This is a genomic window from Albidovulum salinarum (genome assembly GCF_025673475.1).
GTDB lineage: Bacteria > Pseudomonadota > Alphaproteobacteria > Rhodobacterales > Rhodobacteraceae > Albidovulum > Albidovulum salinarum.
The window spans coordinates 77,221-94,382 of the sequence record NZ_JAOVQO010000014.1; the positions used below are offsets into that span (position 1 = coordinate 77,221).

General features: G+C 66.4%; 19 protein-coding genes and 1 pseudogene. 3 read left to right on the plus strand and 17 right to left on the minus strand.

Annotated features, from left to right (window positions below):
- Positions 1-37: 37 nt before the first annotated feature.
- Positions 38-370 carry an ArsR/SmtB family transcription factor gene (locus OEZ60_RS15115; RefSeq protein ID WP_263337911.1) on the minus strand — a complete coding sequence of 111 codons (333 nt, stop codon included), beginning with the start codon at positions 368-370 and terminating at the stop codon, positions 38-40.
- Positions 371-415: 45 nt separating this feature from the next.
- On the opposite strand from OEZ60_RS15115, the gene OEZ60_RS15120 reads away from it, so the two are divergent.
- Positions 416-1,261 (plus strand): DMT family transporter, encoded by an 846-nt coding sequence (locus tag OEZ60_RS15120; protein ID WP_263337913.1) that lies wholly within the window; start codon positions 416-418, stop codon positions 1,259-1,261.
- A gap of 363 nt (positions 1,262-1,624) precedes the next feature.
- Here OEZ60_RS15120 and OEZ60_RS15125 read toward each other — a convergent pair whose 3' ends face one another.
- The 15 genes from OEZ60_RS15125 to OEZ60_RS15195 all read right to left on the minus strand — a co-directional run bounded on the left by OEZ60_RS15125 (position 1,625) and on the right by OEZ60_RS15195 (position 14,909).
- Positions 1,625-1,870, minus strand: a complete 246-nt coding sequence (locus tag OEZ60_RS15125) for a hypothetical protein (RefSeq protein WP_411709808.1) — start codon at positions 1,868-1,870, stop codon at positions 1,625-1,627.
- Positions 1,867-2,541: a YcbK family protein gene (locus tag OEZ60_RS15130; RefSeq protein WP_263337914.1), complete on the minus strand. Its 675-nt coding sequence runs from the start codon at positions 2,539-2,541 to the stop codon at positions 1,867-1,869. The genes OEZ60_RS15125 and OEZ60_RS15130 overlap by 4 nt, the downstream gene beginning before the upstream one ends.
- 76 nt (positions 2,542-2,617) lie before the next feature.
- Positions 2,618-2,926 carry a hypothetical protein gene (locus OEZ60_RS15135; RefSeq protein WP_263337916.1) on the minus strand — a complete coding sequence of 103 codons (309 nt, stop codon included), beginning with the start codon at positions 2,924-2,926 and terminating at the stop codon, positions 2,618-2,620.
- Between the two features lie 13 nt (positions 2,927-2,939).
- Positions 2,940-3,263 (minus strand): hypothetical protein, encoded by a 324-nt coding sequence (locus OEZ60_RS15140; RefSeq protein WP_263337918.1) that lies wholly within the window; start codon positions 3,261-3,263, stop codon positions 2,940-2,942.
- 25 nt (positions 3,264-3,288) lie between these two features.
- Positions 3,289-3,555: a spike base protein, RCAP_Rcc01079 family gene (locus OEZ60_RS15145; protein WP_263337919.1), complete on the minus strand. Its 267-nt coding sequence runs from the start codon at positions 3,553-3,555 to the stop codon at positions 3,289-3,291.
- A 67-nt stretch (positions 3,556-3,622) separates the two neighbouring features.
- Complete coding sequence (locus tag OEZ60_RS15150; protein WP_263337921.1) at positions 3,623-4,369, minus strand: DUF2793 domain-containing protein; 747 nt, start codon at positions 4,367-4,369, stop codon at positions 3,623-3,625.
- A gap of 21 nt (positions 4,370-4,390) precedes the next feature.
- The gene (locus tag OEZ60_RS15155) at positions 4,391-8,356 is read right to left on the minus strand and encodes a baseplate multidomain protein megatron (protein ID WP_263337922.1); all 3,966 of its coding nucleotides are present in this window, start codon (positions 8,354-8,356) and stop codon (positions 4,391-4,393) included.
- A gap of 9 nt (positions 8,357-8,365) precedes the next feature.
- Positions 8,366-8,827, minus strand: coding sequence for an NlpC/P60 family protein (locus OEZ60_RS15160; protein ID WP_263337926.1), 462 nt, complete (start codon positions 8,825-8,827; stop codon positions 8,366-8,368).
- Entirely contained in the window at positions 8,824-9,708 is an 885-nt protein-coding gene (locus OEZ60_RS15165; protein ID WP_263337928.1) for a DUF2163 domain-containing protein, read from the minus strand. The genes OEZ60_RS15160 and OEZ60_RS15165 overlap by 4 nt, the downstream gene beginning before the upstream one ends.
- On the minus strand, positions 9,705-10,331 hold the full coding sequence (locus tag OEZ60_RS15170) for a DUF2460 domain-containing protein (RefSeq protein ID WP_263337931.1): 627 nt from the start codon (positions 10,329-10,331) through the stop codon (positions 9,705-9,707). Before OEZ60_RS15170 ends, OEZ60_RS15165 begins: the two co-directional genes overlap by 4 nt.
- 9 nt (positions 10,332-10,340) lie before the next feature.
- Positions 10,341-12,845, minus strand: a complete 2,505-nt coding sequence (locus OEZ60_RS15175; RefSeq protein ID WP_263337933.1) for a phage tail tape measure C-terminal domain-containing protein — start codon at positions 12,843-12,845, stop codon at positions 10,341-10,343.
- Positions 12,838-13,095 carry a DUF7697 family protein gene (locus OEZ60_RS22340; protein WP_459178386.1) on the minus strand — a complete coding sequence of 86 codons (258 nt, stop codon included), beginning with the start codon at positions 13,093-13,095 and terminating at the stop codon, positions 12,838-12,840. The genes OEZ60_RS15175 and OEZ60_RS22340 overlap by 8 nt, the downstream gene beginning before the upstream one ends.
- A complete protein-coding gene (locus OEZ60_RS15185; protein ID WP_263337936.1) occupies positions 13,068-13,523 on the minus strand; it encodes a hypothetical protein in 456 nt (151 codons plus the stop codon). Before OEZ60_RS15185 ends, OEZ60_RS22340 begins: the two co-directional genes overlap by 28 nt.
- 2 nt (positions 13,524-13,525) lie before the next feature.
- Positions 13,526-14,464, minus strand: a complete 939-nt coding sequence (locus OEZ60_RS15190; RefSeq protein WP_263337938.1) for a phage tail tube protein — start codon at positions 14,462-14,464, stop codon at positions 13,526-13,528.
- A gap of 22 nt (positions 14,465-14,486) precedes the next feature.
- Positions 14,487-14,909: an acyl-CoA transferase gene (locus tag OEZ60_RS15195; RefSeq protein WP_263337941.1), complete on the minus strand. Its 423-nt coding sequence runs from the start codon at positions 14,907-14,909 to the stop codon at positions 14,487-14,489.
- Between the two features lie 60 nt (positions 14,910-14,969).
- On the opposite strand from OEZ60_RS15195, the pseudogene OEZ60_RS15200 reads away from it, so the two are divergent.
- Positions 14,970-15,628, plus strand: a pseudogene (locus OEZ60_RS15200) (DUF932 domain-containing protein); the annotation flags it as partial.
- Between the two features lie 116 nt (positions 15,629-15,744).
- On the opposite strand, the gene OEZ60_RS15205 reads toward OEZ60_RS15200, so the two are convergent.
- Positions 15,745-16,824: a cysteine peptidase family C39 domain-containing protein gene (locus tag OEZ60_RS15205; protein WP_263337943.1), complete on the minus strand. Its 1,080-nt coding sequence runs from the start codon at positions 16,822-16,824 to the stop codon at positions 15,745-15,747.
- A 71-nt stretch (positions 16,825-16,895) separates the two neighbouring features.
- On the opposite strand from OEZ60_RS15205, the gene OEZ60_RS15210 reads away from it, so the two are divergent.
- On the plus strand, positions 16,896-17,114 hold the full coding sequence (locus OEZ60_RS15210) for a hypothetical protein (protein WP_263337944.1): 219 nt from the start codon (positions 16,896-16,898) through the stop codon (positions 17,112-17,114).
- The last annotated feature ends 48 nt before the right edge of the window (positions 17,115-17,162 follow it).

Here is a 17,162-nt window from a genome sequence, read left to right on the forward strand (position 1 = left end):
ATCTTCGGCCTCTCAATGAGCGATCATATGGCGCGGTTCAGAGGACATCGTCTACGATGCGGTGCACCTGTTCGATGCCAGAAGCCGTGCGGCGGTAGAACGTCCACTGCTTGATGCGCTTGCTCTCGATTAGACCCGCATCGACGAGTTGTTTCATGTGCCGGGAAACGGTTGGCAGTCGGAATCCCAGCTTTTCGGCGATACGTGAGCCGCATACACCGTCGGCTCTCAGGTCGCCATGCTTCTGGGCGGCAAAATGCGCCTCCGGCTCCTCTAGCCATTTTAGGATTCGCAGCCGAGGCTCACTCGCCAGCGCGCTGAACATTTCTTTTGCTTCCACCATGCGGTCTCTTGTCGTGCGCTTTTTCATCGTGTTAGCTTATTAGCTAAATTCATTCCATTGAGCAAACGAACCATGACGACCAGTGTGTTTGCGATGGTGCTCGGAGCGGCCTTCCTGCACGCCGCGTGGAATGCTCTGGTCAAGGTGAATGTCGACCGGCTTGTCCTGATCGCAATAATGGTCGTCAGTCAAATCGGGGCAGTATTGCTGTTTCTTCCCTTTGTGGCGTTTCCCCCGGCGGCCGCGTGGCCGCACATTTGGGCTTCGACCGCGATCCACACGGGCTATTTCATGTTTCTGGCCCTTTCCTATCGTTTTGGCGATCTGAGCCATGTCTATCCAATTGCGCGCGGCTCGGCGCCGCTTATCGTCGCGGCGGTATCCGTTGCCATCATCGGCGAGACCCTGAGCCGCGAGGCCATGCTGTCTGTCTTGGTGATCGCGCTTGGAATCATGAGCCTCACCCTGACGCGAGGCGCGAGCGGGTTCAGGGAACCGAAAGCCATTCTGTTCGCGCTGGGGACGGGTGTGTTCATCGCCGGCTATACCGTCGTTGACGGGCTTGGTGCGCGCGTTGCGGGCAGTGCACACAGCTATATCGTCTGGCTTAACCTCTTCAACGGGCTCCCGACGCTGATTCTGGCGCTTCTGCTGAGAAGGGGCCGGTTCCTTGCTCAGGCTCGGAAATCGTGGAAGCCGGGCGTGGTCGCGGGCATCGTGTCGCTCCTCGCCTACTGGATCGTAATCTGGGCCGCGATGCTGGCACCGCTGGCAATGGTCTCGGCAGTGCGCGAGACGGGCATGGTCTTCGCCGTGCTCTTCGGCGTCTTCTTCCTGAACGAGCGCCTAAACCTTGCGCGACTGGTTTCGATCATCACTACTCTTTTTGGCGTCATGTTTCTCAAGATCAGCAGGTAATAGAGGCAAACGCTGCTACGCTCATCCGCGAGAAGATCGGAACGAAAACAAGCTGAAGACGTGGTGGGCTCGAACGCCGATCGGTGGGTTATCTGTGGAAGCAGCCGTTCTTGGTGGCGGAATGAACGTCGGCTCCGTCCGCATCTTGGGCACCCGTGCCTTTCGCAGCGAATTTCCGCTTCCCCGGTGTCGCTTGCCCGACCCGCTGTTTACCTGCAGGCCCGCGCCTGATCGCGCAGGACGGCGTAGTCGCTAAGCATCCGGACGACCGTCGCCCCTCCCGGCAATGCCTCAACCTCGTCCGCCGCGCGTACCTGATCGGCGCTGCTGTAGTCCACGACGGGCGGGCAGGACGGCCGGGTGTCAGAACCGGCCATCGCGCAGCCGCTCAGCGAGAGCATTGCGATCATGAGGGCGGCGGGCGGCGGCATTGAGCATCTGGCGGTGGATGGCATCGTTTTTCTCTCGGGCATCAAGCCGTTCGGCGGCGCGCCCGGCACGTTCCCCGGCGCGGCGCAGGTTCATGAGAAACAGCAGAATCGTCGCGGTGGCGAGGATCATGCCCAGCGCCTTGCGCGCCGGGCCGTTGGTCCGGGGCCAGCCGATCACCGCTGGCCCCGCTTCCAGTCGTCGAGCCTCGCGTAGATGGTGAGCGCGATGCCGATCAGGGCGATGGCGATCAGCGCCCAGCGCAGCGTGTCGAGATAAGGCACGAGCGGCTGGATGGTCGACTGCGTTTCGGTCAGCACGGCCTGAAGCGCCTCGACCCCGGCCGCACCAACCGTCGCGGCCCCCGCGACTCCACCCCCGCGCAGGGTGCGGCTTTCAGCCAGGACTTCCCGCGCGGGCGGCAGTTCCACGGCGAAGGGGATAGGGGGGGTCGGGAAGGGCTCGCCCCAGGACCGCGCGGGGCCGAGGTCGATGTGCATGAAGCCCGACCGCGGGTAATAGCCGAAGCCGAGGAAGCCGGCGGCCCGGGCGGCGGCCTCGAAGGCTGCTGGATCGTGGTTGGCCATCGAGATGTCGAAGGCGGTGCCGGCCATGTGCTTCGAGGCCGGCGCTCCGCCGACGGCGCGGTTGTGCTCGGGGCTGCGATAGGCGGAACGGACGATCAGCGGCTTGCCAAGCCGGTTGCGCAGGGACTGCAGCCTGTCCAGCGCTTCGGTGTTGATCCTGATGGCGCCGGTGCCACGGCAGGCGATCTCGGCGGGCGAAAAGCTGGGCCAGCGCCAGGTGGCCTCCGGCACATCGCGGTAGTGGGCGTAGGTCAGCGTCGGCATGGGGGTCCTCCAAATGAAGAACCCGCCTTTGAGGCGGGTCGGGTGGTGGCTTCAATGTCAGGGTGATGGTCGTCGTTCAGTCGGCGCGGCTGCGCTGGAACGCCTCGAACATCAGATCGCGCATGGCGCGGATATCGGTTTCGATGCGTTGCAGCCGGTCGGCGTCGGTCTTGCGATCCTCGGCGCGCTGTCGATCGACGCGCTCACGTTCGGCGGCCAGTTCCCGGTCAAGGCGTTCGAGCATGGCCTCGTTCGTGAAGGCCTTGCGGGTCACGGTGGCGGCGATGGCGAGGCTGCCGCCCATCAGGGCGGTGATGGCCGCGGTCAGTCCGTGATCGCGAAACGATTGCGCCACACTGTCGAGTAGCGTCGGCTTGTCGGTCATGCTGGGATTTCCGTCATCGGTCGGGGTGAAGGGCTGCTGCCGGGAGGCGATCATTGAGCCGATCGCGCCCCGTCTTCGGCTTCCGGCTGGCCGAGTGCCGCTGCGGCGCGATGATCTCGGCAAAAAGAATGAGCGCCCTGACAAGCGTCTCATGGCTGCGGGCTTTCTCGGCCAGACACTCCAGGCGCGGCCCGCGGACGGGGTCATCGGTCAGATCCTCGCACCAGCGTATGCGGCGCATGACCGTGGAGGGCGCCACCGCCTGCAATCGGGCGATCTGGCGCATCGAGAAGCCGGCGCTGACATGCAAGAGCCATGTGTTGACCACGACGGACATCCTCTGGGGACTGCGCATTATCATGTCACCACAGCCCGAGAATGCCGGTCGCCGTGGTCCCGGTGGCAAACACCCGCGTCACGCGAAACGGATAGACCGTGCTGGCCAGCGCCGTGAAGGTGACGGTCTGGCCGCCCAGCATCAGCGCGCGGATCGTGCCCGCACCGTCGGCCATGAGGCCCCGCGTCGCATAGGCCAGATCCTCGCCGTCGCTTGGCGTGATCGCCCCGGCATTCGATGCCGGATCGCTTCTGAGGGGCGGGGTGTATTGGTTTTCGTCGATGGCCGGCATTCCGCCGTCTCCTTCCTGGGGTTGCGCCAATGGCGACGCCTGGGGCCGCGGTGCGGCGGCACCCGCATCACGCCCCGGGGCTTTCGAATGTGAGGGTGTGGACCGCGATGCGCACGGCGCCGCCGGTGAAATCGGCACCATTCGCGGTGAGCCGGATCGGGGTGTCGGCATAGAAGGCCTGCGGACCGATCACCCCGATATTGCTGCTGCCCGGCGCGGTGCCGAGGCTTCCGCCGAACTTCCCGAGCTCGCCCGGAATGCCGCAATCGAATGACGTCGCGCCGGTGATCGCTTCGACCGTCCGGGTCGAGACGCCAAGCACGATCGCCCGATCCGGAATGACGATGGTCGACCCGTGCGACGGCCCGGACAGCGGGGACAGCAGCTCCTCCTGCACGGCCAGGCCGGTGGCGCCGCCGCCGGCCCCGCGTGCGATTGTCACATTTGGGCCCGGTGCAATCCATCCGAAGGCGTCGGCGAACGTCGTCCAGGCGCTGCCGTTCCAGACGGCGAAGGCCTGTTCCGCCGCGATCCAGGCGAGCCAGCCGGTACGCGGCACCAGCCGCATCCAGGCGCCGTCGACCCGGAAGGCCACGTTCAGATCCCACCCCGTCCAGAGACCGGTGGCGCCCGGGGCCACGAGATGCCGGTCGCCATCGGCGGGGCTCGCGGGCGGCGCGGGGCGCGTGCGGTCAAGAACCGAGAGCTGCACCATCGCATCGAGGAGGCGCAGTGCCTCGTTGTGGGTGACATGCTTCTGGGCCTGCGCCGCCAGAAGATAGGGCAGGCAGAGATGGGTCGTGGTGTCGGACATGGGGATTCCTGGTAGAAAGGATCAGAACTGGAGCGTGACCGCGGCGGGGGTGCCGCGGCCGAGGCGGTTCGAAAGCTGGGAGACGCGGATCACCAGCGTCTGGCCGGGCCCGAGCGGGGCGCCCCAGTCGGCACTCTGCTCAGCGGCGGTGTAGAGGGCCGAGGTCGTGTTGCTGGTCAGCGTGCGCTTGACGGTTGCGCCGTGGCGGATCTCGACCTCGTAGGCCTCGTTCTTTTCATCAAGCGGCACCTCGACCTGCTCCCAGGCATCGGCGACCAGCGCGCGGGACCGCCGCGTCCAGCGGATCGTCAGATCGCCGGGGCTGCGCGCCGTTCGCCACGGCTGTTCGACATGGGCCGGGGCGAAGGGGATGAGGCCGCGACCGGTCGGCGTGAAGCCGAAGCCCGCGTAGCTGTCGTCGCTGACCGCCCGCACGGCCGGGCCCACCCGCCAGTTCCATGGGCGCCCGAGGTCGGCCTCGGCGATGGGCAGCGGAGCAAGGGCAGTATCCAGTACCACCACCCGTGCCCCTGCCGGGGTGGGATTGCCCATGGCATGTTCCGTGCCCCGCTGGCCGCGCAGCAGGCGGGTCAGGCGATAGCGGCCGGGGGCGATCAGTTCGGCATCGCCTGCCTGGACGATCTCCCAGACCCCCGCCGAGCTTTCGACTGCCAGCGCATTGGCGCCGCCGAAGAGGGCAACGTCGGTCACGCTTTCCAGCGTTCCCGACAGGAGATCGACCACCAGCGCATTGCCGAGATCGAAGCGCGAAGTCGGCCCTGAAAAGAAGTCGAAAAACAATGTGCCGATCCGCGCGCGGCTGCCGAAGGTGGTCAGCAGGCCGAAGCCGTCCGTTGCCGGGCTGCGAAAGACCGCGATCTCTCCCGGCCAGGGGCTGGCATGGGCGGCGATCAGCGGGCGATGCGCGGGCTGGTCCTCGCTGATCTGCGGCAGATCCAGCATCACCACCTCCGGCGTCCCGAAGACGACGGGGCTCGCGAGGCTCGCGGGCCGGGGATCGCCGGGTGGCAGGTCATAGGCGGCGCGGTCCTGGCGCACCGCCTCGATGCCGCGTACCTCGGCGTCGGCAACGCACATCAGCCGGAACTCGACCTCACGCCCGTTATGGGTGAGCCGGATCACGTCGGCGGGGTCCAGCGCCAGCCGCGAAGGTGGCAGGCGGAAGGTGGCGCTTTCCCGGCCGATCCAGGCTTCCATCAGCGCGCGGCGGCAGCGACGTTCGGCTTCCTCGGGCGGGATCGCCATCGGGAAGGATTCGGAGGCGATGCGGGTGGTGTCGACCGTGATGCGGCGGGCTTCGACGAGGGCGGCGTCATAGTCCTCATCCGCCCGCGCGACCTGCCACTTCAGCGCCTGCGGCAGTTCCGTCTCCTGGCCGCGGGTCAGCTCAAAAGCCTCGCCCTCGCGGGCAGACACGAGATCGTCGATGGCCAGTGTCGCGACCGAGGCCCGCCCGCGCATGACGAAGCGGATCACGCCTTCGGTCTCGATGGCATCGAAGCCGAAGTGCCGCGCCAGCGTGGAAATCGACGCGCGCGGGCTTTCCAGAGCGGCGATGACATAGCCTTCGACCGCGCCCCAGAGACCGGAGACGTCGATCAGGCTTTCCGCCAGCCCGGCGCGCAGGCAGAGATGGCGCACGAGGGCGGCCAGCGACACCGCACCCAGCCGTCCGGTCAGCCAGTGGCCGAGCCGCCAGTTCGGCCCGTCTGTCCAGACGCCGGTCAGTGCGGGGAAGAACGGATAGGGCCGCGCATCCCATGTCCAGGCGGCACATTCCGGGACATGGACCATCCGGCCGCCGTAGACGGAGGAGATCGGATTGTTCGCGGCCTCGCCCCACCAGAGGTGGCTCGCCTCGAGACAGGCGCGCTGGATCGCGTCGTCGCGCCAGCCGCGGGAGAAGTAGGGGGTGAAGCTTTCCGATGACTTCGGATCGAAGAAGACGTTCGGCTGGTTCGTGCCCCGGTCGATGGCCGGGCACCCCAGTTCGGTGAACCACACCGGCTTCGACTGCGGCACCCATGACGTGGGCGTGGCGCTCTCGACCCCGCCCGGCCGGTTGAAATGCGGGTTCGACCACCAGGCGCGCAGGTCCTTGGTGCGGAAGACCCAGGGCTTGCCCGCGCTGCCGTCGGTGATGGGCGTCCGGATCTGCGCGGAGCGGTCCGCCACGCTGGCATAGAACCAGTCGAAGCCCTCGCCACCCGCGATGTTGGCCTGCAGGTAGCCTCGGTCATGGATCGCGGGCCAACCCTCAAGGGCATCGGCATGGTCGAACCCGTCGCGCCAGTCCGAGAGCGGCATGTAGTTGTCGATGCCGATGAAGTCGATGTTGGCATCCGACCAGAGCGGGTCGAGGTGGAATAACACATCCCCACTGCCGTCGCCGGGCTGGTGCCCGAAGTATTCCGACCAGTCCGAGGCGTACCCCACCTTGGTGCCCTCCCCGAGGATCGTCTTCACGTCTGCGGCCAGCGCCTTGAAGGCGGTGACGGCGGGATAGCTGCTGGCCCCGGACCGGATGGTGGTGAGACCCCGCGTTTCCGATCCGATCAGGAAGGCATCGACCCCGCCCGCCGCCGCGCAGAGATGAGCGTAGTGCAGCATCATTCGGCGAAGGCCCCAATCGTCGGATAGGCCGGTCCAGCTGACGCTCTCGCCTGACACGGCGAACTGCGCCGGGTTCGCCGCGCCGAAGAAGGCTGAGACCTGCGCGGCCGCTGCGGCGGTTTTGTCCACTGTCCCGGCATACCCCGCCGCCGGAGAGCAGGTGATCCGGCCGCGCCAGGGGAAGCTGGGCTGACCGAGGGTGGCGGCGGTGTCCGAATAGGGATTGGGCAGGCTGTTGCCGGGCGGCACGTCCATCAGCAGGAACGGATAGAAGGTGACGCGCAGCCCGCGGGCTTTCATCTCGCGGATCGCCTGCACCACCGCGAAATCCGCAGGCGTGCCGCCATAGATCGGGCGATCCTCGGCGTCACGGCTGACCAGATGCGCGTTCTCCCGCGCGACCCCGTTCACCGTCCAGACCTTCGGGCTGGTGACCTTGGTCACTACCTCCACCCCCGGCTTGATGGTGCAGTTGCCTGCGCGCAGGTCGTTGCCGAACCAGGCGACGACGAGGCTCACGCTCTCGACCGCCGGCGCCATCGCCTGCAGCCGGTCCAGCGCCACGACGATGTCGGCCTCGTCGGGCAGCGCATTCAGATTCTCGGCCGTCTGCGCCCCGATCGCGCCCTTGCGGATCGCCTCGGTCGCATAGGCGAACTCGCCCGAGGCGGGGATCATGGTGACGGCCTTGACCAGTCCCTCGGCGGTGTCGGGGTCGGCCAGCGGCCGGAACACCTCGAACGAAAGCTGCGGCAGGCGGTTGCCGTAGGTGGCAAGCGGCAGGTCCTCGAAGACCACATAGGCGGTGCCGCGATAAGCGGGCGTGTTGGCCGCCCCCATCTTCGCCGCGATGAACGGGTCGGCGGTCTGGTTCTCGTTCCCCGGATACCAGCGCCAGGTAATGCCGGTCATGTCCAAGGGCTTGCCATCGGCCCAGATGCGCCCGATGCCGGTGATCGGGCCTTCGCACAGCGCGACTGCGAAACTGGCATAGTACAGATACTCGGTCGTCCGAACCTGGCCGCCGCCTCCGCCCTTGCCGCCGCCCTGCGTCGTGGTCTTCGTCTCCTCGCGGAAATCGGTGGCCCAGATGATGTTGCCGCCGATGCGCATCCGCCCGTAAAGGCGCGGGATCACCGCGCCCTCGGTGGCCGAGGTGATGCGAAGCGAATCCAGCCGCTGCCCTTCGATCTTCTGCGCGGGCACCAGCGAGGACACGATCCAGCTGTCCACCGCCGAGCCGATGGTGGAGCCGATGAAGCCGCCGATGGCCGCGCCGGAAAAGCCGAGGATCGCGCCGCCAAAGGCCCCGCCTATGGCGGAACCGACGGCGCCTAGGACGAGCGTGGCCATCTGGAAATCTCAGGGTTCGAGGGGGCAGCGTGCGGGGAACAGAAAGGCGAAGGCGATGCGCCGCCGCCAGGGGAGCGTCAGCGGCTCTTCGATCACGCCGAGGCGTTCATCGGCGTGAAGGAAGGTCTCGGGGCCGGTAAGGATCCCGACATGCTTGGCGATGGCGCGCGGCAACATCCGGAACAGGATCAGGGTGCCCGGGCCCGCCAACTGCACTGGAACCTCGATCATCATTGCCCGCGCGCCTTCGGCCAGAACCTCGCGCGGCCCCGTCTCGCCCCAGTCGCGACTGTAGGGCGGGATCGGGAACGGTTCCGGCCCGACGATCTCGCGCCAGACACCGCGCGCGAGACCAAGGCAGTCGCAGCCAACCCCCTTGAGGCTGGCCTGATCGTGGTAGGGCGTGCCGAACCAGGACCGCGCGGCGGTGATGACGCGGGCGGGATCGGCGGTTGGGACTGGCGTGGTCACAGCACTGCCCCCTCGTGCCCGCCGTCTTTCGTCGCGTAGCGCAGGACCGCGTCCTGCCCGGGAATATTCGGAAAGCCCCGGAAGTTGGCGACATTGGCGAACGTTGTCCCGCAGGTCGCGAGGCGCTTGTCGCAGCCCGCCCGGATGATGAAGGCGTCTGTCGCCGTGATCGGCCGCACCGGGGCTTCGAGCAGGGTCAGGATCGCGATGCCATCGACGAGGTCATGCGCCAGCACCTCGACCCGCCGCCCGGCATTCGCGCCTGTCGACCATTCCACCAGCCCGAAGGTGAACCAGCCTGCCGCGAAGGCGCCGAGGCCGGAGGCGGTGACGGCCCGGTCGCGCAGCACATCGATGACCGCGCCGCTGCCCCTGAAGGCCGGGGCCTCGAGGTTCACGCCGCAGCGCGCGTCGCCCAAGGCGGCATCGCAGCTGGCCTGGAAGGTGCGCCCGACCGTCTGGCCGAGCACATGGGCGAGGCTGCGCACCTCGGCGACGAAAGCCAGCCGCCCACGCCGGATCTGACCGATGGCTCCGCGGCGCAGAAGCACGCGCTGCGCGGGGCTCGCCCAGTTCACCCGCCAGACCTCGACCGCCGCGTTGTCCCAGCGGCCGTCGAGAATGTCGGTTTCCGTAATCCGGTCGGAGGACAGCACGCCTTGCGCGTCCTGCGCGTCCACGGACAGGTCGGACCCCGACCGCACCTCGGAGGCGGTCAGCCCGCTTTCCGGCCCGAACTCGGTCCCGTCGAAGCTGAGCGTCCGGTCGTGGTCGGTGAAGCCAAAGGTCACGCCATCGGCCCGGCTGATCCGCCAGCACCAGGACAAGGTGGTGGTGCCTTCGTCGAGGTGTGCCTGCAGGGCAGGAGGGAGGGACTTCATGCGCGGATTTCCACGAGCGGGATCGAGGTGATGGAGCCGAGGCGTTCGAGGTCGAGGGTGATGTCGAGGGCGTCGGTGTCGAAGCGGACGGGGACGTCGAATTCGAAGCCTGCGGTGAGGACGACGCCTGCGGCGGGAGCCGTGGCGAAGGTGACGAGGCCGGTCGTGGTTGAGGCTGACCAGCCGGAGGATTGGGGCGCTCCGTTCAGGGCGACGGTCACGGTTCCGGCGACGGGCCTGGTGATGGCCCGCGTCCAGCTCTGCGCGCCGGAGCTGTAGCGCTTGGCCAGCTGGAACTGTGTGGCCGATCCGTTGCCGGTGCCGATCGGTTGATCGGCTGGCCCCGGTGCCTGCGACGGCAGGCAGGACTTGAAGTCGGCCCAGTCCTTGAAGCGGAAGCCGCAGAGGCGGCCGTTCCGCGCCTCGAAGAAGGCGACCACCGCCGCCAGATCGTCGGCTCGGCGGATGCCATAGGCGACGTCGTAGCGGCGGCGCGAATTGGCCCAGCTGGCGTTGCGCTCCTCGGCGCCGGAGGCCAGTTCGACGATCTGGGTGCGGCGCTCGGGGCCGCCGCGCGCGCCGCGGCTGATGGCATCGGGGAAACGGACGTCATGGAAAGCCATGGTTGATCCTCACATGCCGCGCCGTCCGAGCGACACGGCGCGGGCGATGTCGCTGGCGACCTGTGTGCGGGACTGGCAAAAGCTCTCGGCATCCCGCGCGTTGATCGTGACGTTGACGGTGGGCGTGGCGGTCATCCCGTAGCCCGCAGCCTCCCGTCGCGACAGAACCCGCTCTCCGCGCTGGAGGATCGCGGGCACCTCGTCGGGGCGCAGCCCGGCCCAGCCGCCGGCGTGCATGCGGGGCGCCCCGGCAAAGGTGAGTGCCGGAACCATCCGACCGGGGCCGGGGGCACCGACCACGCCACCCGCGTGCAGGATGTTGGCGAAGGTGAGCGGGGACCGTGGCCCCAGTGGGGCCGCGTAAGCCCCGCGAACGCCCGCGCCGCCCAGCGCGCCGGAGAGCGCATTGGCGATAGGCCCGAGGATGAAGCGCCGGGCCGCCAGCTTCGCGAGATCTGCGATCATCGAGGTGACCAGATCGCGGAAGTCGAGCTTGCCGGTCTTGACGAAGTCGCCGATCGCGTTCTCGGCCGAGGTGAAGGCCCCGACCAGCGCGCTGCCGACATCCCCGCCGATGTCGCGCGCCTTGGCGGCATAGTTGGCGAGCGCCGCCGTGACGGCGCGCCAGCCCGTCAACGCCGTGTCCGCGCCCTCGGCCGCCGCAGCTCCGGCCTTGCGCGCGGCACTGCCAGCACCGTCGGCAGCGGTACCGGTGTCGTTCAGCCCGGTTGTCAAGGCATCGGCCGAGGATGTGGCATCTGCCAGCGCAGTCTCGGCCTCCGTCCCCGTGCCGGTCACGGCATCTTTCAGCGCCTGCCAGCTGGCCAGCGGCCGACCGGCGGCATCGGCCAGCATGCCTGCGGCCTCGCGATAGCCATCGGCGCGAGCGCGGGCATCTTCGGCCATCGCGCTGAGACCGAGATCGGGTGGCTCGAGGTAGGTCCTGGCCAGCGCGGCCGAGAAGGCATCTGCGGCAGCGGCACCGGCAGCGGTCGCCGCGCCCTCGAACGGGTTGCCGATGCGGCCGAGCTGGACTGGGTCGAGGATGCCGATCCGGACACCGCCTTCGCCCGTGGCCCATTCCGGCAGCAGCGCAAGTGCTGCGTTCAGGGCCTCGATGAAGTTGTTGATGCGGGCCACGACGCCGTTCAGCATCGCCTCGACACCCGAGATCAGCCCATTCGCTGCCTGGAAGGCGAAGTCGCCGATGGCGCCCGGCAGGCTGCCCCAGATCGCCAGCGCCGCATCATAGGCGCCCTGAAAGATCGCCGCCGTCCGGTCGCCGAAGCTGACCACACCCGCGATCGTGCCCTCCAGCGCCGAGAGCCCGGCCGCCTTCAGCCCTTCCCATCCGGACGCCATCCGCGCCAGCGCGGTGTCGAGCGACAGACCGATGTGCGACCAGACATCGCGCGCCAGATCGCCGAGGAGCCGGAAGGCCTCGCCCAGCCCGCCGACACGCGCGACGAGCTCGGATAGCTGGTAGGCCAGTTCTCCGGCAATAACGACCAGCGCACCAATGCCGGTGCGAATGAGGGCACCGCGCAGGAAGACGAGGGCGGTGGCGAGGCCGCGCACCGAAATTGCCGCCGCCGCCAGAGCCGCCACCCAGCGCCCGGCCATGAAGGCGGCAAAACTCGCGGCGTAGGTCGCGAGGCGGTCGAGATTGCCGATCAGCGTGTCGATGGCAGTCCGCAGGATGCCGCCATCCGAGGCAAGTGACACGAAGGCCGAGGCCAGTGCCTCGACAGCCGGAGCCACAGCGACGGCGATGCGGTTACGCAGGCCGTCGAAGACAAGCGAGACAGTGCCTAGCGTCAGTTGCGTGCGCCGGAGCGCCTCGAGGGCATCACCGTCCAGAACGGCGCCGAGGTCGGAGGCCTGATCCCCAAGTCGGGCCATCTCGGCCCCGCCGTTGCGCAGAAGCGGCAGGAGGCGCGTGGCATCCGAGGCCATGGCCTCGAGATAGAAGGTCATCTCCTGCTGGCTGAGACCGGCGCGTTCCAGCGTGTCGACGTAAAGCTGCAGCGCCTCTGGCCCCGAAAGGCGGGCGAAATGGTCGGCGGTGACGCCCACACGCGGGGCGACGTTCTCGAAGAAGTCCGCCATCGGCCCGCCGCCGGTCTGCAGGAAATCCCCGATCCGGTCGTTCACGTCCTTCAGGATATCGGCGAGCTTCTCCTGCTCGATGCCAACGGTGCGCGCTCCGGCCGACCAGCGCTGCAGCGCCTCCGGCGTGGCATTGGCGACCTCAGCGAACTGCCGGATTTGCTCCGCGCTCTCGGCCGTGGAACGGACGATCAGGCCGAGCGAGGCCGTGGCGGCGGCCGCCGCGGCCCCGAGGGCCACGCCTGCGCGACGGGCGAAGCTGGCAAGCCGGGTGTTGGCCAGTTCCATCTCGCGCGACAGGCGGCCGAAACCACGGGCACCGGCCTCACCGACACCTTCCAGTTCGGCGCGCACGCGTCGCCCGCCCTCCGCCACGAGGCGGACGGAGACCTTCTTCTCAGTCATTCCGGCGTCCTTCCATCTGCTCGTTGAGTTTGCGCACCATCACCGCCTCGATCTCGGGCAGCAGTTCGGCGGCGATCAGGGGCGCGATGCCCAAGCCGCCCGCCAGGGCGAGGGCGGCGCCCATGTCCCATCCGATGACCGCCCCCGGCGCGATGCGCAGCTGGCCGCCAAGACGCTTGGTCAGATCCCAGATCTGCCAGCCCTCGACAGTCTGCGGCCGGTTCAGCCTTGCGGGGCAGTCGGGGCAGATGCCCCCGGGGCCCTCGCAGGGTGCGCAGGCTGCGCAGTAGCCGTCGCCCCCGCCGAAGGACCAGTCGGCGAGGGCGCGGAGGCGTTTTTTTCCTGATCCAGCATCAGACCGCGGGCGACATATTGTGCCTGGAAGGCTTCGAAGACCGGCCAGATGTCGAGCAGGGCGTCGATCCCGGCCGGGCTGACCGGCAAGAGGTTGCCTGCCTCATCGCCGACCCCCTCCCAATCCAGCACGGCGCGGCGGGCGACCGCCTTGGCCATGGCCAGCGCCATGTCCTCCTGGCTTGATTCCTCCGATAGGCCGTCGATGGCCGGATCGGCGCGGGCCGAGACCATCAGCGCGGTGGTCAGCGGGGCCACCAGGACGCGCAGGCCGGGCAGCAGGTCCAGCCATTCGGGGCGGTTCGAGAGGTTCAGGCGGATCATGGTCAGTATCCCGTGACGGTGTTGACGAGGACGGCGGTGCACATGCGGGCGGGGCTGGAGGCTTTCGCGGCCTGCCAGTCGAAGGTCGCCTGGATGCCCTGAGGTCCGGGGATCTCGATCCGCGGGACGGGCAGGTAGACGGCATGGGCCGTAAAGGTGAAGCTGGCATTCGCGCCGAGGCTCCAGGCGAACTCGAGCTCGCAGGGCGTGCCGTCGATGGCTTGCGTGACCAGCGCAGAGTCGGCGAAACGGACCTCGATCCGGCCGGTCAGCGCCGCCATGCCCGGATCGGCCCCCTCGATCCTGCCGTCGTTGCGGATGGTCTCGATCCGGTCGAGACCGTTGGCATAGGTGATCTCGGCCGAGACGACGTTGCCCAAGCTGACGCCGTTGCGCTTCACCACCCCGTTGAAATGACCGAACCGTTGCAGGCCCAGCGCGGTCGGCGTGCCCGCAGCTGTGGTGGCGGCGACCGCTTCTCCTTGGGCGATCAGCCGGGCGGTGGCGGTCAGCAGCCCCGAGCGGTTCATCTGCCAGCTGAGCTGGTCCAGCACGCAGCCTGCATACATCGCGAACCGCGGCACCTCGGGCATGGCGAACTCGATGGCCATCGAGGGCAGCGTCCAGCTCCCGGACTGGAATTCGTGCGTGTAGGGGTCGGTGCCCGTGGTGTTCGGATCCCCAAACGCTGCCTTCAGCCAGAAGCCGAAGGCCTCCACATCGATCGGCACCACCACCTCGCCATCGGCGGTGACCGCGTCCTTGATCGGGGCCAGGGGATCGCGGCCGTAGCCCAGAAGTTCGCTGTTCAGGAGCGGCTGTTCAGAGCCGAGCGTGGTGCGGGCGAAAGGCATCAGCCGGTAGCCGCTGGCGGGCGGGGTGCCGTAGGCGGTTTCGAACGCAAGCGCCATCTGCGCCCGCGCGCCGTGTGCGCGTGCCATGGGGGTCTCCTATGTGGGGGTGTCAGGCCAGAGGGCCGGTCGTGGTGTAATACAGGACGACGGTGATCACCGCCGCTTTCAGCGCCGACGCGCCCTCGACGGGCAGATCGACCGAGGCCGGGGCCTCCGGTTCAACCCAGTCACAGAGACCGCCCAGAGTCCTGTCATCCTCCAGCGCGGTGCCGACGGCGGCGATCAGGTCGTCAAAGGCGCTGGCCCGGCCGGTGCCTGCCTGGACGACGACCTCCAATTCGGCCCGATGCTGGAAGTGGTAGCGCAGCGGCGACAGCGTCACCTCCGGCTCGCCCGGCTGGCCATCGCGCAGGATAATCAGGCCAGCCGCCGGGATCCGCTCGGGCAGCACCTCGTCCCGCAGGGTGAGGGCGACAAGCGGCTGCAGCCGCGTGTGCAGCGCGGCGAGGACGAGTTCGCGGGTGGTGGGCATGCACACTCTCAACTGACCTTGCTTGATAAAGATGGGCACTTCCATACGGGTTTCTCGGACGACATGCGCTGGAAGATCCCGGGTTTGCTCGACCGGCAGGCGGGCATCTACAACCCGCGAGTGGACGTGACGAAGGAGACGACGACGCTCCACCCTCGGACCGCGACGTGTTCCTGTTCCTCGTCGACGATTTCAACCCGATCGACGCGGGACTACTGCCCGACGGCTCGCCCGACCTCTATTTCCGGGGGTTCTACTGCTGGAATTCCGAAGCGGGGGCCAAGACGCTCGGCATCGCCGGTTTCTACCTGCGCGCGGTCTGCCAGAACCGCAACCTCTGGTGCGTCGAGGACTTCCAGGAGATCACCATCCGGCACTCTAAATACGCCGCCTCCCGCTTCGCCCACGAGGCTGCCCCGGCGCTCGCCCGCTTCGCCGTGTCCTCGCTGGCGCCCTTCATCAACGGTATCCGCGCGGCGCGGGAGAAGATCGTCGCTCGGTCTGACGACGACCGGCAGGACTTCCTCAGGAAGCGTGGGTTCTCGAAGGCGGAGACGGGGCGGATCGTCGAGGCGGTCTTGGCCGAAGAAGGCCGCCTGCCAGAGAGCGTGTTCGACTTCGTGCAGGGGATCACTGCGGTGGCTCGATCGAAGCCACAGCAGGATGCTCGGTTGGTGATGGAGGGGAAGGCGAACGCGTTGCTGGAGCGGGCTTCCTAAGCGATCAAATCAAGCGATGCGGATTGGTTTTCGGCATCGCTTCTATGCCCACAAGCTACCCATGAGCTCTGCTAAGTAGTCCGGTAGGCATGTAAGCACGCTCGCTACGGCAAAGTTTATCCGCCGACGCTAGGATTTATCTCAAGCTCTCTCAAAATAGTTCCGTCTCTCAACAGAAAAAAGTCATCGCTATTCACCCGGGCTTTTCGATATACGTCAGTCTTGCTAACTGCACCAAGACGAGCGCGCCAATATATATCCGGGTCTATTGTGATTTCTTCATTGGGAAAGACTTGATTAAATCTTTCTAATGCCTCGACATCGCTTGGTATATCAAGTTGCTCAGACATACCTGATATCTCTAAAACTCTCTGATTGCCATCGTTAATGCAAACGTACACAAAGTCAGAAAACTCACGGTTAAGGACCGCATCTATTGGAACGATTTGAAATCTGGTTCCATCATCTTCGTTCAATACCTCGACTGGCCGAAGCACTAGTGCTCCACCTCCAGAGATTTCCTGCATGTTTTCAAAGCCCAAGGCTGCAAGTTCCTTAAGGGCAACATCTTTTGGCGCTTGCCTTTCGCCAGTTGGGGGCAACAGTTCGGATCGGGTCAATTTGAGATTCGAGAGCTTTCTTCGACCCCGGGGTGTCGCCACAAGCACTATTTTCCCTAACCAACGTTGCCCAAATTGATTGGGTTGAACCCACCTGCTCGAAAATTCGTCAACCTCAATCCACACACTTGGAGTCGACCCCTTCCAAGGGTTCTGGATGTAGAAACCAGCATACTGCCTTCTGCCATCCAAATCGTCACGATATCTAACGCCGTCGACAACCACCCAGTGTGCACCGCCCAAAGCTAAAAGCGCCACGGGAGTCTGGAATGCGAACAGTACTCGATAAATATCGTCGAGCACTTCACTATCATTCTGTGAAGTTATGTCGATCACGTCTATCATTTCAGTGGAGTCATTCATGGCGTTAAGGTAATCGACGATACCCTGTGGGTCTGAATAGAGTCGCTCTACCTTAAATCGCTCACGATCATGTATCTGCTCATAGGCCGTCGCTTGATCAATCTCCAAGGCAAAGTGCTCTAGTATCATCTCGCTGCACGCAGCTCCGCAGAACCACTTTTTTCTTTGATCGACGCGCGCAACGTCTAGCCGCGCCTCCATCCAGTACGTCATGGCCTCACCCAACGGTTGATTTTCTGCGGGCACTATGTACCATAAACCGAGTTCAACCAAGGGAGGCTAGCATGCCGGCGATCGACGTCCAAGCAATTATCAAGCGTGCATACATTGATGACACCTTTCGCATCGGTCTGATGCGGGACTTCTCCGGGACTGTGAAGAGTTACCACCTCGAGCTTACCAAGGAAGAGGAAAAAGAGCTTTCCGGGATTGACTGGGAGAACTTCGGAACTCTAGTTGGCGGTGGTGGTACCTGGGTCCATATCTATAAATCCCTAGCTTAAAATTTCGGCGCGCCGTGACGATGGGATACTAATGTGAATTTGGGAATA